This is a genomic window from Halorubrum sp. GN12_10-3_MGM (assembly GCF_005435235.1).
In the GTDB taxonomy this organism is placed as follows: Archaea; Halobacteriota; Halobacteria; order Halobacteriales; family Haloferacaceae; genus Halorubrum; species Halorubrum ezzemoulense.
Genome location: NZ_SGUB01000006.1, coordinates 116368 through 141225 on the forward strand (window position 1 = coordinate 116368; position 24858 = coordinate 141225).

The following is a 24858-nucleotide window of genomic DNA, read 5'->3' on the forward strand; positions in this document are numbered from 1 at the left end:
CGAACGACGAGCCGTCGGTCCGACGACCGCGGCGCCTCGGTCGTGTCGCCGCGTCCCCGGTCTACTCCAGGCCGTCGAGCGCGGCGACGACGCTGCGGAGCAACTTCTTCTCGCCGCGGCGCATGTTCTTCGAGACGGCCGCGGTCGAGACGTCGAACTCGTCCGCGAGCGTCGACAGCGTCGCCTCGCGGGGCGACTCGAAGTAGCCCGCGTCGGCGGCCGTCTCGATGGTCTCGCGCTCGACGTCGGTCAGGTCGCGGCACGCGTCCAGCATCGTCGAGGCCGCGTTCGCGTTCCGCATCGTGTCGAACAGCGCCTCCATCGAGAGCTCGGACCGGTCCTCGACGACGAACTCGTTGCCCTTCTCTAAGTCGTGGAGCGCCGCTTCCGTCGTCGCCTCGTCGTCGAACCCGACCTGCCAGCGCTCGGACCCGTCCTCGATCAGGAACGGGCCCGTGATGTAGCCGCCGTGGTCGGTTATCGTCGACATCGCGTTCGTCTCCTCGATGACGGTCCGGATGATCGCCGTCCCGTCCTGCTTCGAGAACAGCCGGTACTCGGCCATGTTCTCGTGGTCGCGGAGGGCGGTGAGCCCCTCGCCGAGCTCGTAGCGGTCCGGCGACTCGACGAGCAGCCGCGTCTCCAGCTGCTCCGCCGCGGTGTCCAGCTGCCAGTGCATAGCGGAGAAGGAGACGTCGTGGTCCGCGGAGGTGTCGATGAACGGGCAGTCGAACTGCTCCATATCCATCGTGACGTCGAGCATGACACGACCTTATCCCCCGCGTATATAACGGTTGTTCCTGTGGAACGCTCGGTGAAGACTCAAAACCTTGTCTGGCACGTCATAACAGCCGTCGCCCCCGGTGTCTCGGTCGACCTCGTCACTGCGTACGCGCGACCCCTCGCAGACGCAGATTGCGCCCGAGGAGCCTGAAACGCTGTTTGATCGCGACCCCTCTGTCACCGATCGGGTCGCCGACCGACCGATCGTCTTCGAGACACGTCGGGCGAACACGGACAGTCGGAGCCCCACAACCGATGCGCGAGGGTGTGAACGCCTTCCTTGAGGCGCTTGGCATCAGCTTCCGACGGGACGCACGAAGCCGCGGTCCACGGATCAACAAGCTCGACGGTCAACTTGATCGCGAGCAGAAGCCCCGCGGCGAGTACTACGATGATTCCTGAACGACCGGGTAGGTCGTGATCAGGGGGTACTGACAGTGTAGCTCGCCCGATACAGTGTCCCGTCGTAGACGACCATTGCCTCACTACCCGACAGGTCAACGAGATCAACCGATTCGGGGTCGCTATCAGAGGCGAACAGGCGCACAACGAGCGTCCGGTACGCCGATGACGCGTCGTCGATCGGCTGATCGTGGCCGTACTCTTGATCGATTGCCGCCTGAAGAATATCGTGTTGGCGGTCGGTGAGCGTCGACGCTTCGAGTTTTACGGCGTCCGTCCGAGACCGCGTAAGGACATCGGATACATAGGCCTCTTCTGAGGTGGCGACCGTCGAGCCTTCGAGTCTGTAGCTGTGTAAGCGCGTCTCGGTCGCCTCGCCGGTAACCGAGAGCCGGACCTGTCCGTCTCCGTAGCGGACGGTATCATACTCGGGAGTCGGAACGACCAGCGACTCCGTTGGTCCGCTTGGTGTCGCCGGATAGACCAGTTCCCCATCGCCGGAGACGCGCCCCTCGGTCCGGGAGAGCCTCCGCCAGAGTTCGTTTATGAGACCGGTTCGGAGGGCGCTTCGATCAACCGCCGGGAGGGCATCGAAAGAGACCGTCTCATCGTCGTCGACCGAGGTCGTCGCCGGGACTGTCGCCTCGAATTCGATCGGATAGGCCATCGCCGGCGTATGCCCCGTCGTTTCGTGAGTGAGTTCGTAGAACGCTCCGTCCTGCTGGACGATCTCTCCTTCGGCAACCAGCGTGTCGGCAGCGGTATAGGACGCCGATCCGTCGTCGAGTACACGCCGAACAAGGGTGTGTCCGTACGGGCCGAGCGCACGAACTGTCACCGGCGTGGTGGTCCGCTCGGCGACGGTCGAGGGGGTCTGGGCGCGCAATGACAGCGATCCGATCTTGTCGTGCGCGGGCCCGAATATCGGTCTCACACACCCCGCGGTCGCGATGAGTCCGCTGGTCGCAAGGAGGGCACGACGTGTGGAGGACATACACCGGTTGTCTACTCCGAGTTTCAAAAAAAAATTGTTACTGCTCACTCCGAGCGAGGCGCTCTCCGCCCGCCAGCCCCGCTCCGAGCCGATCTCCTCGCATCGCCTACTCGCCGAACCGCTCTTTCAGCGCCGCGCGGTCGATCTTCGACGGGCCGGAGGTCGGCATCTCGTCGACGAACGCCAGCGCCTTCGGGACCGCGTACCGGGCGACCCGCGAGGCGAGGTGCGACTCCACGTCGTCGAGCGAGAGCGACTCGTCGCCGACGAGTATCGCCTTCCCGACCGTCCCCCAGCGCTCGCTCGGAACGCCGATCACGACCGCCTCCTCGATCCGCGGGTGGTCGGTGAGCGCGTCCTCGACGCGGGGCGGGGAGACGTTCTCGCCGCCCGAGACGAACATGTTCTTCTTGCGCCCCTCGATGTGGTAGTAGCCGTCCTCGTCGACGCGCGCGAGGTCGCCGGTCGACACCCAGTCGCCGAACGTCTCGGCCGTCTCCTCCGGTTCGTCCCAGTATCGGTCCGCGGCGGCCGGCCCGGCGAGCTCCAGTTCGCCGACGGTGCCGTCGGGCACGGGACCGTCCTCGTCGACGACGCGCGCGTCGACCGCGAGCGCCGGGACGCCGACGCTCCCGGTCTTCTCCGGCGGGAAGTCGTCGGGCATCGCGAAGTTGTTCGGCCCGCATTCGGTGAGGCCGTACCCCTGCGATATCTCGACGCCGCGGTCCCGCCACGCGGCGATGACGCTCTCGCGGCAAGGGCCCCCGCCGCTCTTCACGAAGCGGAGCGAGGAGAGGTCTGTGGCGTCCCACTCGTCGTGGCGGGCCATCATCCGCAACACCGCCGGGACCGCGACGAGCGTCGTCGCCGACTCGCGCTCGACGTCGCGCAGGACGCGGCCGGGGTCGACCTCCGGGCTCAGGAGGATCCGCCCGCCCATCTGGAAGAAGGGGACCGTCAGCACGTTCCAGCCGCCGGTGTGGAACATCGGGAACACCATCGGCGTCACGTCGTCCTCGCGGAGCCCCCACGCGGTGATCGTGTTGAACGCGTTCCAGCGGATCGCGCCGTGACTGATGACCGTCTCCTTCGGCGTGCCCGTCGAGCCCCCGGTGTGTAAGAGGAGGTGCGGGTCCGCGAGCGACACGTCGGCGGTTTCGACGGGCGAGCCGTCCCCGGGCAGATCCCGCGTGTACGGGCGCCACGCGTCGTCGCCGTCGGTCGGGATCGAGCGGACCGCGGGCTCGACGTCCGCCCGCTCTAACGCGTCGATGACGTCGCCGCCGAACGGGGCCTCGACGAGGAGCAACTCGGGGTCGACGGTGCCCAACACCGCGGCGAGGTCGCGCTCCGCGAGGCGGTGGGAGAGCGGCGCCAGCACCGACCCGGTCTTCCCGGTCGCGAAGTACAGGTCGACGAGCTCGACGCGGTTCCGGGAGACGACGGCGACGCGGTCGCCCGCCTCGACGCCGGCGTCGCGGAGGAAGCGCGCGGTCCGGTTGGCGCGCTCGTCCAGCTCCGCGTAGGTGTACTCGGCGTTCGCGGCCGTGTCGGTGACGGCGACGCGGTCCGGCGAGAGCCGCGCGCGGCGGGCCGACAGCGAGCCGACCCAGTCGTACCCCCGGTCGCCGTGCGGGTGCGGTCGCGGGTCGGACTCGGCGCCGACCTCCTCCGTACGGTCGTCTCCCCGCGGATCGTTTCCGGTCGCCATCTCAGGCGACCCCGCCGAGGAAGGCCCGGATTCGGTCGTTGACGCGCTCGCGCTCCTCGACGAAGAAGAGGTGCGGCCCGCCGTCGAACAGGTCGACCTCCGCGTGCGGGAGACGCTCGGCGAGCAGCTCCGCGTTCTCGACCGGCAGCACGCGGTCCGCCGTCCCGTGGAGGACGAGCGCCGGGACGGACAGGTCGCCGATCCGGTCGCTCGCGTCGAACGCCGCCACCGCGGCCGCCTGCGCCTCGCGGCCGGTCGGGGTCGCGTCGCCCGTCAGCCGCCAGTCGACGATCCGGTCGACGAGTTCGGGCTCGCGGTCGTAGAAGCCGTCGGAGACCGCCGGCTCCATCAGGTAGCGGATCCGTTCGCGGGCGTCGGCGTCCTCGGGCGCGGAGAAGATGTGCTCTTGCACCTCGGGCGGGGTCGGTGCCGCGTCGTCGCCCCCGGGAGAGGTACACAGCAGCGTCAGCGAGGCGACCCGGTCGTCGGAGAGGGCCAACTCCTGCGCGATCATCCCGCCCATCGACGCGCCGCAGACGTGGGCCGCCTCTACGCCGCGGTCGTCGAGGACCGCGGCCGCGTCGGCCGCCATCTCGGCGACGGTGTACGGCCCGTCCGGCACGTCCGAGTCTCCGGTCCCGCGGTTGTCCGGCCGGAGCACCTCGTAGTCGTCGGCCAGCGCCTCGGCGAGCCACCGCCACATCCACCGGCCGTACCCGAGCCCTTCGAGCAGCAGCACGGTCGGTTCCCCGGGATCCCCGTCGACGGCGTAGTCTATCGTCACGCCGTCCCGTGTCACGGTTGGCATACTCGGATCGACCACGCCGTCCCTCATCAACCCGGGCGTTAACGTTTCAACCGTCTCCCGGTCGGACCGGCGCGAGCGACGCGGTACACACTCAAGTCCCTCCCGGGCGACCGCCCCGCATGGACGACGCCGCCTTCCTCTTCGTCTCGGCCGACGCCGCGCTGATCGCCGATCTGGCGTGGCAGGTTCACCGCGAGGGCCACGACGTGAAGTACTACGTCGAGGCCGAAAGCGACCAGTAGATCGGCGACGGGTTCGTCCCGAAGACTGACGACTGGCGCGCCGAGGTCGACTGGGCCGACGTGACCGTCTTCGACGACATCTGGGTCGGTTCCGGCGTCGGTACGTGCGAACCCGCCTAGGAACGACGCGAACAGGGGGAGGCCGTCGTCGGCGGGACGCCGAACACCGACCGCCTCGAAGAGGACCGCGGCTACGCGACGGAGGTGCTCGAAGACCACGGCGTCAACACGGTCGAACACCACGTGTTCCGCGAGTTCGACGCCGGTATCCAGCAGGTCCAACGGAACCCCGGACCTTACGCGATCAAACCGCTCGGCGAGGTACAAAACGTCAAGCGCCTGCTGTACGTCGGCGACGAGGACGACGGGGGCGACGTGGTCGACGTCCTCCGCGCGTACAAGGAGGCGTGGGGGCACCGGATGTAGGGGTTCTAGCTCCAGCGGAAGGTCGAGGGCGTCGAGGTGGCGATCTGCGGCTTCTTCGACGGGAACGAGTTTGTCGACCGCGTCAACTTCAACTTCGAGCACAAGAAGCTGTTCCCGGGGAACATCGGGCCCTCGACCGACGAGATGGGGGCCTCGATGTTCTGGGCGGGACGGAACAGGCTCTTTCGAGAGACGTTCGGGAAGCTCGAAGGGTGGCTCGCCGACGAGGGGTACGTCGGGAGCATCGACATCAACTGTATCGTCAACGAGACGGGGATCTACCCGCTGGAGTTCACGCCGCGGTTCGGATACCCGACGATCGCCCTCCAGGAGGAGTCGATCGAGTCGTCGACGGCCGAGTTCTTCCACGACCTCGCGCACGGCGACAAGCCCGAGCCCGACCTCCACGACGGCTACCAGATCGCCGTGCGAGTCGTGCTGCCGCCGTTCCCGTTCGACGACGAGCAGACGTACGACGAGAACTCGCGGAACGCCGCCGTCGTCTTCGACGCCGCGGACAGAGCGGGGATCCACATCGAGGACGCGAAGCGGGTCGACGGCCAGTGGCGTGTCGCCGGCGAGAGCGGGATGCCGATCGTCGTCACCGGGAAGGGAGAGACGATGGGGGCGGCGCGCAAACGGGCGTACGGGCGCATCGACGACGTCGTGATGCCGAAATGTACTACCGCGACGACATCGGCGAGCGCTGGATCGACGGCGACGGCGACCGGCTTCAGGCGTGGGGGTACCTCGGCCCGTGACGCGCGGGTCGGTCCGACCGGCACCCGAGACGGGGCCGCGAGGCTCCACGAGTTTTTAACGGTCCGGCGCAACTACACGTGGTATGCCGAAGTACTCGACGGGCGGCGGCGGCGGCGGCGACGACGGCGACGCGTGCGAGCTCTGCGGGCGCGAGACCGCGGACCTCCGCAAGGCGACGGTCGCCGGCGCCAAGCTGCTCGTGTGTTCGAACTGCCGCCCCCACGACGACGCCGGCAACGCCCCCAGCGACCGCGGCGGTCCGAGCGGCGGGTCGCGGGGCGGGAGCCCCGGCGGCGCCGGCTCCGAGTCGCAGCCGACGGAGAGCCGGAACAAGGAGCTCGCCCGGAAACAGGCGAAGATGTACGACTCCGCGACCGGCGACTCGAAGCGCTGGGAGGAGGAGGGGACGAGCTACGAGTCGGACCGGCTGCCGTACCTCGTCTCCGGCTACGGGGACGTCGTCACCGAAGCGCGGCAGGACGCCGGGCTGACGGTCGAGGAGGTCGCGGCCGAGTTGGAAGTCGACGAGGACGACCTCCTCGCGGTCGAGGACGGCCGGGCCGCGACCGCCAACGTCGGCGGCTCTGTCGTGCGCGCGCTCGAAGAGCGATTCGGGATCGACGTCGTCGACGAGTGACTCTGACCGAGACGCGCGGATGAAGGCGATCAAAGACAGCGTCCACGGGCACGTCCGGCTCGGCGACCTCGCCGCCGAGCTGGTCGACACCCCCGCGTTCCAGCGGCTGCGACACATCAAGCAGCTCTCCACGGTCCGGCTCGTCTACCCCTCCGCGAACCACACGCGGTTCGAACACAGCCTCGGCGTCTACCACCTCGCGGGCCGCGCGGTCGATGGACTCGGCGTCGACGGCGACACCGCCGCGCACGTCCGCGCCGCGGCGATGCTCCACGACGTGGGACACGGCCCGTACGGGCACCAGACCGAGGGGATCATCCGGCGCGCGACCGGCCGCGACCACGACGACGTGGGGTGGCTGCTCACCGACGCCGACCGCGAGGTCTGTCAGGTCCTCGAACGCAACGGGCTCGACCCTGAGCGCGTCGCCGGCCTCATCGACGGCGCGGGCGCGCTCGGCCCCCTCGTCTCGGGCGAGCTCGACGTGGACCGCATGGACTACCTCGTGCGCGACGCCCACCACACGGGCGTCCCGTACGGCACCGTCGACACCGGCCGGCTCGTCACGGAGCTCCGGCTGGTCGGCGGGGACGGGGCCGGCGGGTCGGCCGACCTCGTCTCGGATCCGGGCCACGCTGTCGACCTCGTCTTGGACGAGGGGAACGTTGCGACCGCGGAGAGTTTGCTCGTCGCGCGCTCGCTGATGAACGCCGTCGTCTACCGCCACCACGTCTCCCGCGTGGCGGGCGCGATGCTGGAGCGCGCCTGCGAGCGCTACCTCGGCCGGACCGACACCGACGCGGCGGCGTTCCGCCGGATGGCGGACCACGACCTCCTCGTCGAACTCCGCGAGCGCGTGCCGGCGCTCGGCGAGCGCATCGAGCGGCGCGACCTCTACAAGCGCGCGGTGTGGGCGGGGATCGACGAAGTGCCGGCTGGTACGGTCGACGCGGGGCGCGCCGAGGAGCGGACCGCCGAACGCGAGATCGCGGACGCCGCGGGGGTCGACCGCGACGCGGTGATCGTGGACATTCCCTCGCGACCGACCCTCAAGGAGTCCGGCTCCGCCGTCGTCGTCGACGGCGTCCCGCAGCGGTTGGAGGACGCCTCCGAACTCGTCACCGGGCTCCGCGCCGCCGAGCGCCGCCGCTGGACGCTCGGCGTCTACTGTCCCGCGGAACGCGTCGACCCGGTCGCGACTGCGGCGCGGGAAGTCTTGGGACTGCGCGCGACGGAGCGGCCCGCTCCCTGACCCCCGCCGACGGCGACGCCCCGGGGCTCGGGCGCCGCGGCGTGCTCTCGCTTCCGCCGCGACCGCGCGCTCAGTTTCGCCACCCCTGATCGCACACCGCGGGCGTCACTCCTCGTTCGGTCCCGGAACCGCCAACACGGGTCGGTCGGCGTTCAACACGAGCGCCTGCGTCGTGCTGCCGAAGACCACCTTGCCGGCCGGACTCCGCTTGCGCCCGGACACGCAGATGAGGTCTGCGTCGATGTCGGTCGCGGCCGCGAGGATCTCCTCGCCCGGATCGCCGCTGGCCTCGTAGTGGACGCAGTTCACGCCGGCGTCCTCCAGAATCTCCCGGGCGCGCCGCACGGTCCCGATCTGGTGGACCGACGCGCCTTCCGGGTTGTCTCGGAACACGTGACAGAGGTGCGCGGTCACCTCGTCGGGATCGCCCGGGAGGTCGATCACCGCCTCGGCCTGTGCGATCGCTCGCGGCTCGTCGTCGAGTCCGATGCCGAGCAACACGTCGTACATACGCGACACTTCGCACGGTCGCCTCATAAACCGTGCCACGGATTCGCGGCTGACGGGAGCCGACCGGCGGCTTCCGGCGCCGCCGCGGCGGGAGCGACACTCACAGCCTTTTACCGGTTGCCGCCGAAGCCGGACGCATGATCACGGTCAAGGACACCGTCCACGACCACATCGAGATCGACGGTGTCGCCGCGGACCTCGTCGACACCCCCGCCCTCCAGCGGCTCCGCCACGTCAAACAGCTCGGCACGGTCCAGCTCGTCTACCCCTCCGCGAACCACACGCGGTTCGAACACAGCCTCGGCGTCTACCACCTCGCGAGCCGCGCGCTCGACCACCTCGGGATCGAGGGGAAGCGCGCCGACCGCATCGAGGCGGCGGCGATGCTCCACGACGTGGGGCACGGCCCGTTCAGCCACAACCTCGAATCGCTCACCCACCGCCGGACCGGGAAGTACCACGACGATGTCGACGAGCTGCTCGCGACCGGCGCGGTCGGCGAGGTGCTGCGCGACCACGGCCTCGACCCGGACCGGATCGCCGACATCGTCGCCGGCGAGGGGCCCTACGCCGGGCTCGTCTCGGGCGAGCTCGACGTGGACCGCATGGACTACCTCGTGCGCGACGCCTACCACACCGGCGTCCCGTACGGCACGATCGACACCGAGCGGTTCGTCCGTGAGCTGACGTTCGTCGAGCGCGGCGAGGTCGCGGACGGCGGGGAGAGCGCCGCCACCGACGGCGACACCCCGGACCGCCGCGCCCCGGAGCTCGTCTTGGACGAGGGGAACGTCCAGACCGCCGAGAGCCTGCTCCTCGCCCGCGCGCTGATGAACCCGGTCGTCTACACCCATCACGTCGCGCGGATATCGAAGGCGATGCTGCGTCGGGCTGCGAGCGAACTCCTCGACGCGACCGCGACGACGGCGGCCGAGCTGCGCCGGATGGACGACCACGACTTCCTCGCCGCGATCCGCGACTGCCCGGGGACCGCGGAGCTCTCCCGGCGGTACGACGAGCGCGACCTGTACAAGCTGGCGGTGTGGGCCGAGTACGACGACGTGCCGGAGCGGGTCCACGAGGCGGACCGCGCGGCCGAGACGGCGCTCGAACGCGAGATCGCCGCGGAGGCGGGCGTCGCCCGCGACCACGTGATCCTCGACGTGCCCCCCGAGCCGACAATGCGGGAGTCGACCGCGCGCGTCACCGTCAACGGCGAGATACGGCGGCTGGAGCGCCAGTCGCCGCTCGTCTCCGCGCTCCGGACCGCCCAGCGCAACCAGTGGCGCCTCGGGGTGTACGCCCCGGCACCGGCCACCGACCGCGTCGGCCGCGCGGCCGCGGACGTGCTCGGCCTCAACCCGGACGGGCTCGTGACCGAGGTGCGCGGCGCGATGCCGACGACGCTCGACGAGTTCGAGTGAGGTTTATGCCGTCGCCGACCGATCCGCCGGCGTGACCGACGACCACCGCGAGAACCGCCGGCTCTGGAACGAGTGGAGCGACGCGTTCCAGGCGCTGTGGAACGCCGACACGGACGAGTCCGGAGTTCCGCCGGTCCCGACGCCCTTCGACCCGGACAGCCACGCGGCGGCCGGCTCGGAGTTCCCGCCGCCGATAGCGGGCGCGGACGTCGTCGAACTCGGCTGCGGCGGCGGCCAAGGGAGCGTGGGGACGGCGCTGGCGGGCGCCGACCGCGTGGTCGGCGTCGACATCGCCGAGGGGCAGCTCGATCACGCGCGCCGGCTCCGCGACTACTACGGCGTCGACGCCCGGTTCCTCCAGGGTGACGTGACCCGGATCCCGCTCGCAGACGACGCGTTCGACGCGGCGTTCTCCGAGGCGGCGTTCCAACTCGTCGCGGACCTCGACGCCGCGGTGCGCGAGGCGCGTCGCGTCCTCCGGCCGGGCGGCGCGTTCTACCTGTCGGTGATGCACCCGTTCCGGGAGCTGATCGACCCGGAGACCGGAACGATCGACAGGGGGTATCACGCGCCGCCGCGGCGGGAGATCGAGATCGACGAGTCGTACGATGCCGACCTCGTCGCCTTCGACCGGTCGGTCTCCGAGCTCCACCGCGCCCTCGTTGACGCGGGGTTCGACGTCGAGCGCGTCGTGGAGCCGGAGCCCGCGGGCGGCGAGACGACGAGCGAGGGCGACGCCGCGTCGGCCGCCGAGCCACGGGCGCTCCTCCCGGACACGCTCGGGTTCTGGGCGCGGCTCGACGCGCCCTGACGCCCCTCCTCGGAGGTGCCGCCGCTCGGTGCCGCTCCCACGACGTTTTCCCCGCGGCGCGACGAGCCTCCGGTATGTATCTTGAAGGGACGATCCTCGTCGGCCCCGACTTCGAGCCGGTCGAGGGCCGGGTCGTCGTCGCGGACGGCGAGGTCGTCCGGGTCGAGGAGGCGACCGTCGAGAGCGACGACGTGATCCTCCCGGCGTTCGTCAACGCGCACACCCACATCGGCGACTCGATCGCCAAGGAGGCGGGCGAGGGCCTCTCGCTCGACGAGCTGGTCGTGCCGCCGGACGGGCTGAAACACCGGCTCCTCCGGGCGGCCGACCGCGGGCAGAAGGTGGCCGCGATGGCGCGCACGTTGCGGTACATGGAGTCGACCGGCACGGGGACGTTCCTCGAGTTCCGCGAGGGGGGCGTCGACGGCGTCGCCGCGCTCCGCGACGCGCTCGCCGGAGCGGGCGTTCCGTTCGGCGAGCGGGCGATCGACCCGGTGGTCTTCGGGCGCGACGACCCCGACGTGCTCTCCGTCGCGGACGGGTACGGCGCCTCCGGCGCCCGCGACGCGGACTTCGACGCGGTCCGGACGGCGACGCGGGACGCAGGCAAGCCCTTCGGGATCCACGCCGGGGAGCGCGACGCCGACGACATCAACGCCGCGATGGACTTAGCGCCCGACTTCCTCGTCCACATGGTCCACGCCGAGCCGATCCACCTCGAACGGCTCGACGACCGCGGGACGCCGGTCGTCGTCTGCCCCCGGTCGAACCTCGTCACCAACGTCGGCGTGCCGCCGATCCGCGAGCTGAGCGAGCGAACGACCGTCGCCCTCGGCACGGACAACGTGATGACCGACTCGCCCTCGATGTTCCGCGAGATGGAGTTCGCGGCGAAGCTGTCCGACCTCCCGGCCCGAGCGATACTGCGCATGGCGACGGCCAACGGCGCGGAGATAGCCGGGGTGGACCGCGGCGTGATAGAGCCCGGTGCCGACGCCGACCTGCTCGTCCTCGACGGCGACTCCGACAACCTCAGCGGCGCGCGCGACCTCGTCCGCGCGGTCGTCAGGCGGGCCGGACAGGCAGACGTCTCGCGGGTCGTCATCGGCGGCAGGCAGGTCGTCCCCCGCGACGACTGAATCGCGCTCTCGCCTTCCGCCGCGACTCCTCGCTCGCTCCGCTCCCGGTCCGATTCCGCACCGCGCCGACGGGATGAAATGGCTTCCGAGCGTACGACCGCGCGATGACGACGCTCTCGTTGCTCGCCGGACTCGCGCTTGGACCGATCGTCGGTCTCGTCGCGACGCTCGCGATGGATCAGGTGATGCCTCGGCTCCCCGAGGGGACGACGGCCCCGAAGGTCGCCGCCGGCGTGCTCACGGACACGCCGGTCGACGACGCGCCCGAGCGGCTGGCGACGTGGGTCCACTACGTCGCCGGCGGCGGCTCCGGCCTGCTGTTCGTCGGGCTGGCGGCCGCGACCGGGTCGCTGCTCGGTCTCGGTCCCCTCGTGGCCGTCGCGGTCGCCGGGGTCGTCCAGCTCGCGCTGATGGTCGGCTTCTTCGCGCTCGTCCCGCTGCCGCGCGCGTCGGGGCTCCCGCGTCAGCGGCTCGGTCGGGTCCGGCGCGACTGGGCCGTCTCCGCGGCGGCGTACGTCGTCGTCGCCGCCGCGATCGTCGGGGTCGCGACCGGGATCTGAGCGGCGGTCGCCGGCGGCGACGCGGCGGCCGCGTTCCGGGAGAGAAACGGTTTAGTCGCTGGCTCCGGCCGGATCGGGTATGCACGCAATCACTCGATCCGGGTGGATCGAGGTCATCTCGGGGTCGATGTTCTCGGGCAAGACGGAGGAGCTGCTCCGCCGGCTCCGGCGGTCCGAGATCGCCGGCCAGTCGGTCGCCGTCTACACACCCGCGATCGACGACCGCTACGGCGAGGCGACGATCGGGAGCCACACGGGCCGGCAGTGGGAGGCGACCGTCGTCGACAACGAGGGGGACGGGCCGCTCGACATCCTCGACGACGACCCCGCCGAGGTCGTCGCGATCGACGAGGCGAACTTCTTCTCGGACGCGCTCGTCGAGGTCTGTAACGCCCTCGCGGACCGCGGCAGCCGCGTGATCGTCTCGGGCACCGACCAGACGTTCCGCGGCGAGCCGTTCGAGCCGCTCCCGCAGCTCATGGCGACCGCGGAGTACGTCGACAAGCTCCAGGCCATCTGCTCGGTCTGCGGCGAGCCCGCCTCTCGGAACCAGCGGCTCATCGAGGGGGAGCCCGCCCACGTCGACGACCCGACGATACTCGTCGGCGCCGAGGAGTCCTACGAGGCGCGGTGCCGCGACTGCCACGTCCTCCTGACCGGCGACCGCCCCGACGCGGAGCGACCGTTCGACTGCCCGGAGGCGGACTCCGCGAACGACTGAGCCGGTCCCGCGACGCCGCCCCTCGACGGTGGGGACGAACCGCGGCTCAGTCGGGCCCGTTCGCCAGCCGATAGGCCCAGAGGTGGCCGCCGCCGCCCGGCAGATCGATCGGTCGGTACGTCCGAATCAGCGCGGTTCCGTCGGCGAGCGCCAGCCGCTCGTCGTCGACCGGCTGCCGGGCGTCGACGATCCGCTCGATCCCGTCGACGAACCCCTCCGGATCGGCGAACCGCCTGCTCAGTTGGACGGCGAGTTCCCGGCAGTCGCGCCCGGCGGCGGCCTCCGGGTCGCCGTCGATGTCGAACAGCTCGTACACCCGCTCGTTCGCGCGTATCACGCGCCTGTCCCCGTCCTCGACGAGCATCCCGACGGGGAGCGCGTCCAGCGCGGTCGACAGGACGGCGTTCGTCCGCTCGATCTCGCGCTTCCGGGCCTCCGCCTCGGTGACGTCCTCGAACTGTGAGAAGACGCCGATCACCGCTCCGTCCTCGTCGGTCACCACCTGGTTGTGCCACGCGCAGCGGATCCGCTCCCCGTCGCTGCGGACGTTCTCGTTGACGCTCTGGTACCCGCCCTTATTCGCGAGCAGGTCGCGTTCGAGCACCGCGACGTGTCGGCGTTCCGTCTCGGGAACGAACGGGAGCCACGTCCCGCCGAGGAGTTCGGACTCCTCGTAGCCGAGGATCTCCTCGGCGGCGGGGTTCACCCGAACGATCCGGAACTCGTCGTCGTACTCGATCGTTCCCAGCGGTGACTGGCCGATGAACCGCGACAGCCGCTCCTGGCTCGCGGCGAGCGCGGCCCGCGACCGGTGTTGGTCGACGGCGTTGCGGACGCGGTTGGCCAACACCTCGTACTGGTCGTTTCCCCCGCGCTTCTGGATGTAATCGGTCGCGCCGACGGAGATGGCCTCGCTCGCTATCTCCTCGCTCCCCTTCCCGGTGAACAGGACGAACGGGGTGTCGACGCCGTTGTCGCGGGCGCGCTGGAGGAAGGCCAACCCGTCGGTCTCGGGCATGTCGTAGTCGGAGACGACGCAGTCGATCGGCGCCGACTCCAGCGCGTCGAGGGCGTCCTCGACGCTCGTCTCGGAGCTGACCTCGAACGTCTCGTCGATCCGTTCGAGATACGTCGCGGTCAGATCGAGGAAGGCCGGGTCGTCGTCGACGTGGAGGACGCGGACCGTCGACGGGTCGTCCGACTTGGGGTCCGCTGGAGGCCCCGTCATGCGCACTCATACCGCGACCTGCGCAATATACGTTCGGGTCCGTTTATCAAACGGTTCGGGCGGGCGGTCGGCTCACTCCGCGGCCGCTTGGTCGTCCCCGTGCCCGCCTGCGATCGCCGGGTCGGATTCGCGCTCGTCCGCCGCCGTCGAGTCGTCGACCGGGAAATCCCCGTCCGCGGTCGCGAGCCGGAACAACCCCACGAGCGCGCCGGCCGCGATCAGCGTTCCCTCGACCTTCGCGGCCGCGTACACCCACTCGCGCGGCTCCGCCTCGCCGGCGTTCCGGTAGAGCGCGCGGGTCCAGAGCGCGACGACGCGGCGCGGCGCGATGGCCTCGATCAGTCCGCCGAGTCCGGCCACCAACAGCAGTAGCGCTTTCATACGCCCCCTTCGTCGGGGGCCCTCAAAAGCGGCCCGGGGACTGCGGCGTCGTTCGGCGTCGGTCCCTCAGCCGTCCGCTACCGGCTCAGCGGCGTCGAGATACCGCCGACAGGTCGCGGCCGCCCACTCCCGCACCGCGGCGTCCCTCGTCCACAGCAGGGCGGCGACCCCCGCTCCGTCGATCAGCCCGACGGCCGCGCGGTCGTCGGCGAGGACGACCGCGATCGGGGACTCGCCCTCGTGGCGGTACGCGTCGACGCCGCGGTCGGCGAGCGCGCGGCGGACGACCGCCCCCGTCGTTCCGGTGAGGCGGTCGGCCGCGGAACCGGTGAACACGACGCGGCCCTCGCTCGGCGCGGTCGCGTCGGCGGCGGCGCCGGATTCGTGCGCCTCGTCTCCCGCCGATAGCGACGCGTTCAGTCGCCCGGCGAGGTCGGCGTCGAACCGCGGCACGACCGCGACGACGCTGTCGGACCCACCGATCAGCTCGGCGAGTCGGCCCACGGGCGTCGGCGAACCTTCCGGCTCGTCGGCGCCGTTCGCCGAGCCGCTCGCGCGTTCGACGATCGCGGTCCGATCGCCGAGGCCCGCGGGGTCGCAGTCGACTGCGCGCGCTACGATCGACCGGAGGACCGCCGCGGGCGACGCGGAGCCGTCGTCGCTCACGCGTCTCGCTCGTCCGCGGCGGTCGCGTCGCTCTCGCCGCCCGGCCACCTGTCCGGCGCGTCCGGGCGCGTCGGGTACGACTGCCGGCCGCCGCTCGCCTTCCGCGCGAGCAGCCGCGCGGTGGCGCGCCGGCGGTCGTCCGGGCGCTCCGCCGTGGTCTCGTCGTAGTAGCGCACGCTCAAGGCCAGTCCGGCGCGGAGCAGCTCGTTGGCCGCGAACCGGTATCGGTCGTCGCTCGGTCCCGACGGCGACGGGTCCGCCGACCGGAGGTGCCCCTCCACGAAGAGGTAGCCGCCCGGCGCGAGCGCCTCGACGAGGTCCGCGAACCGACCGAGCGCGTGGAAGAAGCTCATCGTGATCACGTCGTACGCCTCCGTCGGGAAGCCGTACGTCGAGACGTCGGCGCGGACCGCCTCGATCCGCCCGCCGATCCCGCGCTCGGCGGCGCGGTCGCGGACGACGCGGAGCCCCTCCGCCGACGCGTCGAGCGCGTCCACCTCGCGTCCGCGGTCCGCGAGGAACACGGCGTTGCGGCCGGTCCCCGCAGCCACGTCGAGCGCGCGACCGTCGGGGAGCGACGGCTCGTAGGCGCGAAGCACGGGGGACGGCTCCGGCGCGCGCGGGTACTCGCCCGACGCGAACCGCTCGTCCCAGTCGGTGTCGGTCACGGGCGCCCTTCGCCGCGCCGCGGCGTAAACCTCAGGGGCGTCTCGCCCGGACTGCGGGTATGAACGAGACCGAGGCCCCCGCCGAGCGACTGAACGCGCTCCTCGGCGACCGCGACGAGACGCTCGCGACCGCGGAGTCGCTCACCGGCGGGCTGGTCGGATCGCGGGTGACGGACGTGCCGGGCGCGAGCGCCTACTTCGACCGCGGCTTCGTGACGTACACCTACGACGCGAAACGCGAGCTGCTCGGCGTTTCCCGCGAGTCGCTCGACGCCCACGGCGCCGTGAGCGACCCCGTCGTCCGCGAGATGGCGGCGGGCGCCCGAGACCGGGCGAACGCGGACTGGGCGGTCGCGACGACCGGTATCGCCGGCCCGACGGGCGGCACCGACGAGAAGCCGGTGGGTCTCGTCCACTTCGGCGTCGCGCACGCCGCCCCGTGGGGAACCGGGGAGTCGTTCGTCCGGACCGTGCGGGCCGTCATCGACGGCGACCGCGACGCGGTGAAGCGGGGCGCCGCCGAGCGCGCGCTCGACGCGCTCGTCCGTGCGATCGAGGACGCCGACGGCTGAGCGACCGGGGACGCCGACGGCTGAGCGACCGAGGACGCCGCTCTCCTCGTCGTCGAGACGGTGTCCCGGCGATCGTCGGTGCCGGTGGCCGTCGTCCGGTGAAGCGTTCGCGCCGTCAGTCGATGTAGGCGTTCCCGACGACGGCGACGAGCAGCGCCGCGATCACGATCCACGTGAGCGGTTCGACCGCGAGGAGGCGGAGCGGCCGCGCGGCCGACTCGCCGAAGCCGAAGAGGGCGCCGCCGGCGAGCGCTACCGCCAGCACGAGCGCGCCGACGATTCCGGCCACGCCGAGCAGCGCCCGGTCCGACGAGTCCATGGCGGCGATCCGCGCGGGACGTATATAAACGGATCCCGAACGCGAGACAGCGGTCGACGCGCCGTCGAGAAGGCGGCGGGCGTGAAAACCCGCGCCGCCGCGTCCGGTGTCAGTGGAGGTACTGGAAGGCGATCTCGGTGTCGTCCGACAGCTCTCGCTCCGTCCGCCACTCCCCGAGTTCGGTCGCGACGCGGCGCCACTCGACCGACTCCGACGGGATGGCCCCGACGAACCGGTCGAGTATCTGCCCGGCGTCGGCGTCGAGTTCGGCCGGCGTTATCACGAGGGTCTCGTCGCGGATCCCCCGCCCGACGCGGAGCCGGATCGCGTCCCCTTCTCGGATCTCGTGGTAGAGGTCCCTCGCGACCTTCCGGTCCGGGTGGTCGTACCTGAGGTCCTCGACCGCGTGGTGGAGCAGTCGCTGGACGGCGTCTCGGTCTCGGTTGTCGAACAGCGGGAGGGTCCGCCGGAACTCCCCGTCGCCCGTCGACTCGCTCATGGCGCCTCGTGGGACCCGTCGTCGCATAACGTCACCGGTGGACGCTGCGGGTGAGCGCGAAGATGAACAGGCCGATCATGAACGCGCCGACGAATCCTTCGGTGGCGGCGAGGAAACTGCCCGCGAAGTTCGGAACGGTCGCCGTGGGGCCGAATATCAGCGACGTGAACGACTGAACGCTCAACAGCCCGTATCCGAGCGGCGACGCGAACGGCGGGTCTGTGACGACCGCGGCGAAGAGCGCCGCGTAGACGACGACGGTGACGAGCGAGAATCCGATGGTGCGGCGCGGCTTCTCGCCGTACCCGCACGTGGCCGAGAGCGTGAGGTTCACCGCGACTAAGAACAGCAGTTTGAGCCGGCTGCGAAGTGACTCCTTGTGGGCGAACGCCCGGTCGACGTGCGTCCGGCGCCGGTAGTACATCTCCTTGATGAAAAACCGGGAGGCGGACTGGCTGTCGCCGACGCGCTCGGCCCCGTTCTTCGCCTTCAGGTACGTCACTTCGAGGTCCGACGCCTCGCCGTCGGCGAGCCAGCCCGCGAGCCGGCTTCGAACGCCGCCTCCGTCGGCCGGCTCTCCCGGACCCCCGCCCGATTCGTCGGCGGCGCCGCCGTCCGCGCCGGGCGCCTCGTCGGCGTCGTCCTCGATGGCGAACCGGTCCGCTTCGAGGCTGTACGTGTCGTCGACCGTCCCGCGGAACGTGTGTAACACCCACTCCGGAGCCAGCACGTACCGGTAGTTGGAGAAGTCGAAGCCGTCGAACTCGGTCCGGTAGAAGAGGAACCGCTCGAAGACGCCCTCCGAGTCGGCCATCTCGATATCCACGTCGCCGACCCTGCTCCGTCGGAGGTTGTAGTACACGGCGGCCCCGTTCTCCTGGACGAACCGGCCGCCGTCGACCGTCGTGCGCTCCAGGTTGATGGTGACGTCGCCGCCGGCCGTTCGCACGTTCTCGAACCGCGCCCGCTCGAACGTCGACTCCCGAAGCGTCGCGCTCGATCTGAACGTCGTCTCGACGAAGTGGACCGTCCCCCGGAACGCGGCGCTCCGGAAGTCGCCGTCGCCGACGAACGTCGCCCGCCCGAAGAAGGCCTCGTCCGTGAACTCGGCCTTCAGGAACCGCGCCGTGTCGGCGAACGTGGCATTCCGGAAGTCGCCCAGCCGGTCGAACGTCGACTTGTAAAACGACGCGTAGCTGTTGAAATCGACCGCCTTGAAGTACGTCGCGCCGCCGAACCGGATGTACGACAGCACCGCCTCGCCGTCGAACGTCGCGAACTGGAACTTCGCCTTGTCGCCGAACTCGGTCTCGGTGAACGACGCCTCGGAGTCGAAGTCGGCGTTCTGGTAGTGCGCGGGCTGCGCGAAGCTCGCCTTTTTAAACAACGCCTCGGCCGCGAACGCGCAGTTCATGAACACCGCGGCGTCCTCGAACTCGCACCGGTTGAACCGGCTCGTCCCGCCGAACTGGACGGTGCGGAAGTCGGTCCTCGCGTGGAACCGGCTGGCGGTGAAGGTCACGTCCGACCGGAACGCCGCGCGCTGGAACAGACACGCGCCCCGCCACGCCGACTCCTCGAACGAACAGGGGGCGCGGAACCGGGCCCGGTAGAAGTCGGCCACGTCGCCGAACCTGACGCGGTCGAAGCTCGCCGGCCGGGCGAACGTCGAGCCGCCGAACCGCGCGCTGTCCTCGAAGTCCGTCCCGTCGAAGACGGCGTCGCCGCGGAACGTCGCCCGCTCCGCCGACACGTCTTCGCCGAACTCAGCGTCGGTGAAGTCGGCGGCACCCTCGACCCGTATCTCGTCCATCAGGAGCGGCTGTCGGAGGACGGTCTGCTCCGCGAGGAACTCCCCATAGACGGTGACGTGCCGGAGGTCGATCGGGTGGTTGGTCACCCGGTCGAGGACTCGGTGTGAGACGTCGATCGTTCCGAACTCGGCCCCGACGAACCCGAGCGACGACGCCTCGCCGGTCGCCAGCTCCGACACCAGCGATTCGCACACCGACTCGTCGTCGATGCCGAGCTCCGCGCGCCGAGCGGGAGAGAGGTGGAACCGACAGCGGTCCGTCTCTCCCTCCGCCTCTCGGGGACAGGACCACCTCTCGTCGAGCGCGGCCGAACGACCGTGTTCCTCCTCCCACGCCACCGGGTCGAAGCTGTACGCACACGTTCCGACGGACACGACGTACCGGGCCGACGACAGCGCGGATAGTAAAACTACCTCACAGCACCGCCCGACGCAACCGCCGTCCGGCTAGAGGATGGTGTACGACGTCACGGTGTCGCCCCCGACGGTCACGTCGACGGTGATCCGATCGCCGACGGTCACGTCGGCGTAGGTCCCGGTCAGAGGTTTGCCGGGCACCTCCTTGCTGAACGCGTTGACCGAGACGTGGGCCATGTTGCGGAAGTTCGCGAACCCGGACTGGTGGATGTGCCCGCTTATCGTGCCGCGTCCGGACCCGAGCCCCTCGATGACGCGAAGCGTCTCCTTTCGGTCGGAGAGGAACGCGCGCTCCGGGTAGTGTCTGAACCAGTCGTTGTCCGAGATGTCGAAGGTCCCGAGCGGGTGATGGCTCAGGAAGAGCGGGTCGTCGTACTCCGCGCAGACGCCCGCCAGCCACTCGCGCTGGTCGGACCCGAGCTCGCCGCGGGCGCCCGGCGTCGCCTCCTTCGTCGAGTCGAGGTAGACAATCGGCACGTCGTCGGTCTCGATCACGCCGTGGAAACGGTCCTGGCCGAGCAGCGACGTGAGCTCCGCGCGGGTCAGCGTCTCGACGTCGTGGTTCCCCAGCAGATACGTGACCGGGACCGGCGCGTCCGCGAATATCTCGCGGACCCGTTCGACGTTCGCCTCGTCGACCTCGGCCGAGCCGTCGTCTTCGATCAGGTCGCCCAACACGAAGATCCGGTCGAACGCGTCGGCGGAGACGGCCTCGAGCGCGTCGCGTAGCTCCCGCTCGATCTCGGCCGCGTGGCCGCTCCGCATGTGGACATCGGGAAACAGCGCGAATCGACCCATCGGTTACCAATGAGTCGACGCACCGCGGTCAAATAACTACGGATCGGCGCTCGCCGCGGGGAAAACGCCTCGCCGTCTCGGCGCCAGATCGCGTCGGGGAGTCGCCGCCCGACTCCTCAGAGAGTCGACGGCGTCCAGCAGAGCCAGGGCAGGGATTTGAACCCCGGAAGTCTCGATTACAAGTCGAGTGCATGAACCACCCATGCTCCCCTGGCGCGTGCGGCCGTACTCGGTCCTCCTATGAGTGCGTGTCGCTTTCCGCGAACCCGGCCGGAGTCATCGGCTTTCCTGATCGCCGCCGCGCTCGTCCTCGTCTTGGGGGTCCAGTGACTTCGTCAATTCCACGCGGTGGAGGCCGTAGCCGCGGTCCGCGTAGAACGCACGGGCGCGGTCGTTGTCTGCCAGCGCCTCTAGCGCCACGCGCTCGGCGCCCGCCTCGACGAGCGCGCGCTCGGCCGCGTCGAGCAGCGCCGCACCGACCCCCTCGCCGCGCCGGTCCGGTCGCACGAAGAGGTTGCTGACGGTTCCGCGGACGGCGTCGCGGTCGTAGTCACCGCGTTCGAGCGAGAAGCCGACGAACCCGACGGGGTCCGGATCGCCGGCGTCCGCTTCGGCCGCGGCTTCAGGGTCGCGAGCGACCAGCAGGTCGCTGGTAACCACCGACTGCGCGACCCACTCGCGGACGGTCGCGCGGTTCGCCTCGCCGCGGAGCGTGGCGCCGTACTCGCGCTGCCCCGCGGCGAGCGCCACCCACATGTCGGTGACCGGGTCGACGTCGTCGGCGGTCGCCGGCTCGATCCGGGCGTCCGTCTCGGCCATACGTTCGCGTTCGGCTCGCGACGTGTTGAGAGTGCCGGCCGATGACTCGGCCTCGCCGTTGGCGCATCGAACGGCGGCCCAGCGACTCAGACCTCGCGGCAGTTCGGGCAGACGGCCTGCCCGTTCGCGGTGACGAGGTCGGGGACGAGCGCGCCGCAGCTCTCGCAGACCCCCTGCGTCGAGCCCTCGCTCGGCGCACCCGTCACCGGGTCGACGCCGTCTTCGCTTCCGGAGGGGCCGTCTCCCGAGGCGGCCGCGGCGGGCTCCGATGCCGTGGCCGGGTCCATCGTCGCCGCGGCGCTCCGCTCCGCGTCGGAGTCCGCCGCGGCCGCGGTTGACAGCACGGTCTCCTCCGGGTGGGGGTCGCCCGTCGCGGGTTCGTCACCGAAGCCGTCGGCGCCGGCGCCCGTCCGCGGCGCCCCCGCGGCGAGCGCGTCGCCGTCCGTGACGACGCCGACCGCCTCCCCGTCGTCGACGGCGACGACTCGGTCCGTCCCCTCGGCGACGAGCCGCTCTTCGAGCGCCGCGAGCGAGTCGTCCGGCGAGACCGTCGGCAGCGGCGGACTCATGGCCGCGCCGACCGTGGACGGCGGCCCCTCGGGCGACTCCCCGCCGTCGCCCGCCTCCAGCAGCACCTCGAGCGCGTCGCGGGCCTCCAGCCGTCCCACCGGCTCGCCGCCGCGCACGACCACCAGACAGTTCGTCTCCTCTTCGACCAAGAGCGCGGCCGCCTCCGGCAGCGCGTCCGACTCGCTGACGCCGAGGAACTCGCGGTGCATCACGTCATGAACCGTGGTGTCTGTTCGCATACGTCTCGGATCCGCTCCGACCGGCTAAAAGGTGCCCCCGGTAGCGTTTTATCCGTGCCCGGCCTACGCTTGCGATCGGTTCGCATATCCGGCGGGGCGAGTCGCGTCCGGACGCCCTGCGGGCGCGCCCCGCCGACGAAAGGGAGCGTTCAAACCCTCCGACGTTCGAACTGGGACATGGCCATTCCCTCGTTCGTGATCGGGATCGCGGGGGGGACGGGCGCCGGGAAGACGACGGTCTCCCGGCTCGTCACCCGCGACCTCGGCGACAGCGTCACCCGGATCCCGCTGGACAACTACTACGAGGACCTCTCGCACCTCGAGTTCGAGGAGCGCAAGGAGGTCAACTACGACCACCCGTCGGCGTTCGAGTGGGAACTCCTCAGGGAGCACCTCGAAGCCCTCCTGGAGGGCCAGTCCGTCGAGATGCCGCAGTACGACTTCGAGATTCACAATCGGAAAGACGAGCGGATCACTGTCGAACCCACCGATGTCATCGTGCTGGAGGGCATCCTGGCGCTGTACGACGAGGACATAAACGACATGATGGACCTGCGGCTCTTCGTCGAGACCGACGCCGACGTGCGGATCCTGCGCCGGATCCGCCGGGACGTGATCGACCGCGGCCGCGACCTGGAGGGCGTCATCGACCAGTACCTCTCGACGGTGAAGCCCATGCACGAGCAGTTCATCGAGCCCTCGAAGAAACACGCCGACGTGATCATCCCGGAGGGCGCCAACAGCGTCGCGGTGAACCTCTTAGAAGAGAAACTGCGCGCCGAGGTCGAGGGCGACGCGGTCAGGAGTTGGGAGCGCGGCAGCCTCGAATCGGAGCTGGGCGAGAAGCGCTCGCTCGACATGGACGGCGACGATTAATCAGTTCGAAACGGTGGGTCTCTGGGCGTGGACGCCGGAGCGACGGTATCTGTCGCCGAAGCCCGTTCGTTTGCTTATAAACCGCTGCTCGTAGATCGACGCTGAACACTTCCTAAGCCCCAGCCGCGAGGACGCCGTACGCTCGCTGCGGTCCTCGTCGCTCGTGTTGCTCGCTCCTGCGGTCCTTACGTCGCCTACGGCGTCCTCGCGGCTGCCCCTTTGAGTCCCGTCCCGCGACCGCACCTCACGCCTCCCCAGCCTCGCCGCTCGCTCCCTCCGGTCGCTCGCGGCGTCCCTCGCGCGTGCTCCTCGCGGCCGCCTCCGGCGGCCACTCGGAGGCACGCGCCACCGCACTGTCATTTACAAGCGATCGTCGTAGCCGCTCACAGGCATTTAACCATCGTATCTCGACCGTCCCGGCTCATCGCCGCCGGCTCGCCACCCGCTCCTCGGCGGTCTCGGCGCTGACGAGCTCGTACAGCGTCGCGCGGCCGCCGTCCTCCTTCGGGCGGAGCACGCGACCGAGCCGCTGGGTGAACTCCCGCTCGCTGCCCGACCCGGAGAGCAGGACCGCCACGTTGGCGTCCGGCACGTCGACCCCCTCGTCGAGGACGTTCGCGGCGACGACCCGGCCGTAGGTGCCGTCGCGGAAGCGCTCCAAGATTTCGCGGCGCTCCTTCGCGCCCGTCTCGGCCGTGATCGCGGGCAGCAGGAAGCGCTCGGAGAGGCGGTAGACGAGGTCGGTGTGGGCCGTGAACACGATCACGCGGTCGTCGCGGTGGCGGTCGAGGATCTCCGCGAGCCGCTCGACCTTGCGGTCGGCGTTCATCATGACCTCGCGGGCGTCCTGCTTCGCGAGGAGCGCCTCGCGGGCCGCCGGGTCGTTTCCCGAGCGCTTGACCAGCTCCTGGTAGTCGCTCCCGCTCGAAAACGTGATCCCCGCGTCGCGGACGTACTCGACGAAGGTGCCCTGTTTCTCGTCGTAGCGCTCGCGCTCCGCCTCGGTGAGCTCCACCTCGATCCGCCGGATGTCGTAGGGGGCGAGGTGGTCGCCCGCGAGGTCGTCGACGTCGAGCGCGTAGACGCGGTCGCCGACCAGCTCCGCGACCGCCTCGTGGGCGCCGTCCGGGCGCTCGAAGGTGGCCGTGAGCCCGAGTCGCGCGGGCGCGGCGAGGAGGCGCGCGGCGTCCCGGTACCCCTCGCCGCCGAGGTGGTGGACCTCGTCGAAGACGACGAACTCGAAGGCGTCGCCGACGCCGTCCGCCTTCAGGTACGCGGAGTCGTACGTCGACACCGTGATCGCCTCCCGACGCTGCTCGCCGCCGCCGAACCGGCCGATCGGGGCGTCGAACTCGCGCTCCAACTCTCGTTGCCACTGGTCGAGCAGGTCGACCGTGGGGACGACCACGAGCGTCGGAACGCCGAGTTCGACCATCGCGCGGATCGCGATCACGGTCTTGCCGGCCCCGGTCGGCAGCTCGAGGACGCCGCGGTTGCCGGCGTCGCGCCACGCGTCCAACGCCTCGCGCTGGTACTCGCGGAGGTCGTAGTCGGTGGCGAGCGCGTCTGGGAGCCCGGCCTCGCTCGCGGCGCGCTCGCTCGCGTCGAGGACCCGGTCGTCGACTGCGACGCCGGCCACCCGGAGCGCCCGCCGGAGTTCGGCGTAGCGGTGGGCGGGCGCCCGGCCGGTCCCGGTTCGGGGGTCCGTCTCGACCCCGGGCAGCGGCGGCAGCGCGTCGGGCGCGAGGTCGACGTCCGCGTCGACCCGGATCGTGCCGTCCTCGTAGGTCAACCGGACGTCCATCGTCCCG

The 24858-nt window shown here is 70.8% G+C and carries 25 protein-coding genes, 1 tRNA gene and 1 pseudogene; 10 read left to right on the top strand and 17 right to left on the bottom strand.

Going from position 1 to position 24858, the window contains the following annotated elements:
- Nucleotides 1–61: 61 nt before the first annotated feature.
- From EXE47_RS06735 to EXE47_RS06750, 4 genes are all read right to left on the bottom strand, one after another.
- Nucleotides 62–763 carry a helix-turn-helix domain-containing protein gene (locus EXE47_RS06735; protein ID WP_049932952.1) on the bottom strand — a complete coding sequence of 234 codons (702 nt, stop codon included), beginning with the start codon at nt 761–763 and terminating at the stop codon, nt 62–64.
- A 441-nt stretch (nt 764–1204) separates the two neighbouring features.
- On the bottom strand, nt 1205–2179 hold the full coding sequence (locus EXE47_RS06740; RefSeq protein ID WP_089308753.1) for a hypothetical protein: 975 nt from the start codon (nt 2177–2179) through the stop codon (nt 1205–1207).
- A 106-nt stretch (nt 2180–2285) separates the two neighbouring features.
- Nucleotides 2286–3890: a class I adenylate-forming enzyme family protein gene (locus EXE47_RS06745; RefSeq protein WP_089308754.1), complete on the bottom strand. Its 1605-nt coding sequence runs from the start codon at nt 3888–3890 to the stop codon at nt 2286–2288.
- Between the two features lies 1 nt (nt 3891).
- A complete protein-coding gene (locus tag EXE47_RS06750; RefSeq protein ID WP_049932954.1) occupies nt 3892–4698 on the bottom strand; it encodes an alpha/beta fold hydrolase in 807 nt (268 codons plus the stop codon).
- A gap of 119 nt (nt 4699–4817) precedes the next feature.
- On the opposite strand from EXE47_RS06750, the pseudogene EXE47_RS18905 reads away from it, so the two are divergent.
- The 3 genes and pseudogenes from EXE47_RS18905 to EXE47_RS06765 all read left to right on the top strand — a co-directional run bounded on the left by EXE47_RS18905 (nt 4818) and on the right by EXE47_RS06765 (nt 8017).
- Nucleotides 4818–6127: pseudogene (locus EXE47_RS18905) on the top strand (phosphoribosylamine--glycine ligase).
- Nucleotides 6128–6210: 83 nt separating this feature from the next.
- A complete protein-coding gene (locus EXE47_RS06760; protein WP_049933122.1) occupies nt 6211–6765 on the top strand; it encodes a transcriptional regulator in 555 nt (184 codons plus the stop codon).
- 19 nt (nt 6766–6784) lie between these two features.
- Nucleotides 6785–8017: an HD domain-containing protein gene (locus EXE47_RS06765; RefSeq protein ID WP_049933120.1), complete on the top strand. Its 1233-nt coding sequence runs from the start codon at nt 6785–6787 to the stop codon at nt 8015–8017.
- Nucleotides 8018–8122: 105 nt separating this feature from the next.
- Here the strand turns inward: EXE47_RS06765 and EXE47_RS06770 are convergent, their stop codons facing one another.
- Nucleotides 8123–8527 carry a universal stress protein gene (locus EXE47_RS06770; protein WP_049933119.1) on the bottom strand — a complete coding sequence of 135 codons (405 nt, stop codon included), beginning with the start codon at nt 8525–8527 and terminating at the stop codon, nt 8123–8125.
- 137 nt (nt 8528–8664) lie between these two features.
- Between EXE47_RS06770 and EXE47_RS06775 the strand changes: the two genes are divergently transcribed.
- The 5 genes from EXE47_RS06775 (at nt 8665) to EXE47_RS06795 (ending at nt 13182) form a co-directional block, all read left to right on the top strand.
- Nucleotides 8665–9951 carry an HD domain-containing protein gene (locus EXE47_RS06775; RefSeq protein ID WP_089308755.1) on the top strand — a complete coding sequence of 429 codons (1287 nt, stop codon included), beginning with the start codon at nt 8665–8667 and terminating at the stop codon, nt 9949–9951.
- Between the two features lie 31 nt (nt 9952–9982).
- Nucleotides 9983–10762: a class I SAM-dependent methyltransferase gene (locus EXE47_RS06780; RefSeq protein WP_049933116.1), complete on the top strand. Its 780-nt coding sequence runs from the start codon at nt 9983–9985 to the stop codon at nt 10760–10762.
- Between the two features lie 74 nt (nt 10763–10836).
- On the top strand, nt 10837–11901 hold the full coding sequence (locus tag EXE47_RS06785) for an amidohydrolase family protein (protein WP_089308756.1): 1065 nt from the start codon (nt 10837–10839) through the stop codon (nt 11899–11901).
- Nucleotides 11902–12005: 104 nt separating this feature from the next.
- Nucleotides 12006–12461 carry a hypothetical protein gene (locus tag EXE47_RS06790; protein ID WP_086216028.1) on the top strand — a complete coding sequence of 152 codons (456 nt, stop codon included), beginning with the start codon at nt 12006–12008 and terminating at the stop codon, nt 12459–12461.
- A 79-nt stretch (nt 12462–12540) separates the two neighbouring features.
- Nucleotides 12541–13182, top strand: coding sequence for a thymidine kinase (locus tag EXE47_RS06795; RefSeq protein WP_089308757.1), 642 nt, complete (start codon nt 12541–12543; stop codon nt 13180–13182).
- Between the two features lie 46 nt (nt 13183–13228).
- Here the strand turns inward: EXE47_RS06795 and EXE47_RS06800 are convergent, their stop codons facing one another.
- The 4 genes from EXE47_RS06800 to EXE47_RS06815 all read right to left on the bottom strand — a co-directional run bounded on the left by EXE47_RS06800 (nt 13229) and on the right by EXE47_RS06815 (nt 16125).
- A complete protein-coding gene (locus EXE47_RS06800) occupies nt 13229–14410 on the bottom strand; it encodes a PAS domain S-box protein (protein ID WP_089308758.1) in 1182 nt (393 codons plus the stop codon).
- Between the two features lie 72 nt (nt 14411–14482).
- Complete coding sequence (locus EXE47_RS06805; protein ID WP_089308759.1) at nt 14483–14791, bottom strand: hypothetical protein; 309 nt, start codon at nt 14789–14791, stop codon at nt 14483–14485.
- Nucleotides 14792–14857: 66 nt separating this feature from the next.
- Nucleotides 14858–15457: a hypothetical protein gene (locus EXE47_RS06810; RefSeq protein ID WP_049933123.1), complete on the bottom strand. Its 600-nt coding sequence runs from the start codon at nt 15455–15457 to the stop codon at nt 14858–14860.
- Nucleotides 15454–16125: a bifunctional 2-polyprenyl-6-hydroxyphenol methylase/3-demethylubiquinol 3-O-methyltransferase UbiG gene (locus EXE47_RS06815; protein ID WP_049933107.1), complete on the bottom strand. Its 672-nt coding sequence runs from the start codon at nt 16123–16125 to the stop codon at nt 15454–15456. Before EXE47_RS06815 ends, EXE47_RS06810 begins: the two co-directional genes overlap by 4 nt.
- 59 nt (nt 16126–16184) lie before the next feature.
- Between EXE47_RS06815 and EXE47_RS06820 the strand changes: the two genes are divergently transcribed.
- A complete protein-coding gene (locus EXE47_RS06820; protein WP_049933106.1) occupies nt 16185–16697 on the top strand; it encodes a CinA family protein in 513 nt (170 codons plus the stop codon).
- A 115-nt stretch (nt 16698–16812) separates the two neighbouring features.
- On the opposite strand, the gene EXE47_RS06825 is transcribed toward EXE47_RS06820, so the two are convergent.
- The 7 genes from EXE47_RS06825 to EXE47_RS06855 all read right to left on the bottom strand — a co-directional run bounded on the left by EXE47_RS06825 (nt 16813) and on the right by EXE47_RS06855 (nt 22171).
- Entirely contained in the window at nt 16813–17016 is a 204-nt protein-coding gene (locus tag EXE47_RS06825) for a hypothetical protein (protein ID WP_086216023.1), read from the bottom strand.
- A 109-nt stretch (nt 17017–17125) separates the two neighbouring features.
- The gene (locus EXE47_RS06830) at nt 17126–17515 is read right to left on the bottom strand and encodes a hypothetical protein (RefSeq protein ID WP_049933103.1); all 390 of its coding nucleotides are present in this window, start codon (nt 17513–17515) and stop codon (nt 17126–17128) included.
- Between the two features lie 31 nt (nt 17516–17546).
- Complete coding sequence (locus EXE47_RS06835) at nt 17547–19703, bottom strand: pentapeptide repeat-containing protein (protein ID WP_049933102.1); 2157 nt, start codon at nt 19701–19703, stop codon at nt 17547–17549.
- 72 nt (nt 19704–19775) lie between these two features.
- A complete protein-coding gene (locus tag EXE47_RS06840; protein WP_049933101.1) occupies nt 19776–20543 on the bottom strand; it encodes a metallophosphoesterase in 768 nt (255 codons plus the stop codon).
- A gap of 141 nt (nt 20544–20684) precedes the next feature.
- Nucleotides 20685–20758: transfer RNA gene (locus EXE47_RS06845), tRNA-Thr, on the bottom strand.
- A gap of 61 nt (nt 20759–20819) precedes the next feature.
- Nucleotides 20820–21362 carry a GNAT family N-acetyltransferase gene (locus EXE47_RS06850; RefSeq protein WP_089308762.1) on the bottom strand — a complete coding sequence of 181 codons (543 nt, stop codon included), beginning with the start codon at nt 21360–21362 and terminating at the stop codon, nt 20820–20822.
- 86 nt (nt 21363–21448) lie between these two features.
- Entirely contained in the window at nt 21449–22171 is a 723-nt protein-coding gene (locus EXE47_RS06855; RefSeq protein ID WP_086219773.1) for a CBS domain-containing protein, read from the bottom strand.
- A gap of 177 nt (nt 22172–22348) precedes the next feature.
- Between EXE47_RS06855 and udk the strand changes: the two genes are divergently transcribed.
- Nucleotides 22349–23047 carry a uridine kinase gene (udk, locus tag EXE47_RS06860; protein ID WP_086216020.1) on the top strand — a complete coding sequence of 233 codons (699 nt, stop codon included), beginning with the start codon at nt 22349–22351 and terminating at the stop codon, nt 23045–23047.
- A gap of 421 nt (nt 23048–23468) precedes the next feature.
- Here the strand turns inward: udk and EXE47_RS06865 are convergent, their stop codons facing one another.
- A complete protein-coding gene (locus EXE47_RS06865) occupies nt 23469–24851 on the bottom strand; it encodes a DEAD/DEAH box helicase family protein (protein ID WP_089308763.1) in 1383 nt (460 codons plus the stop codon).
- Between the last annotated feature and the right edge of the window lie 7 nt (nt 24852–24858).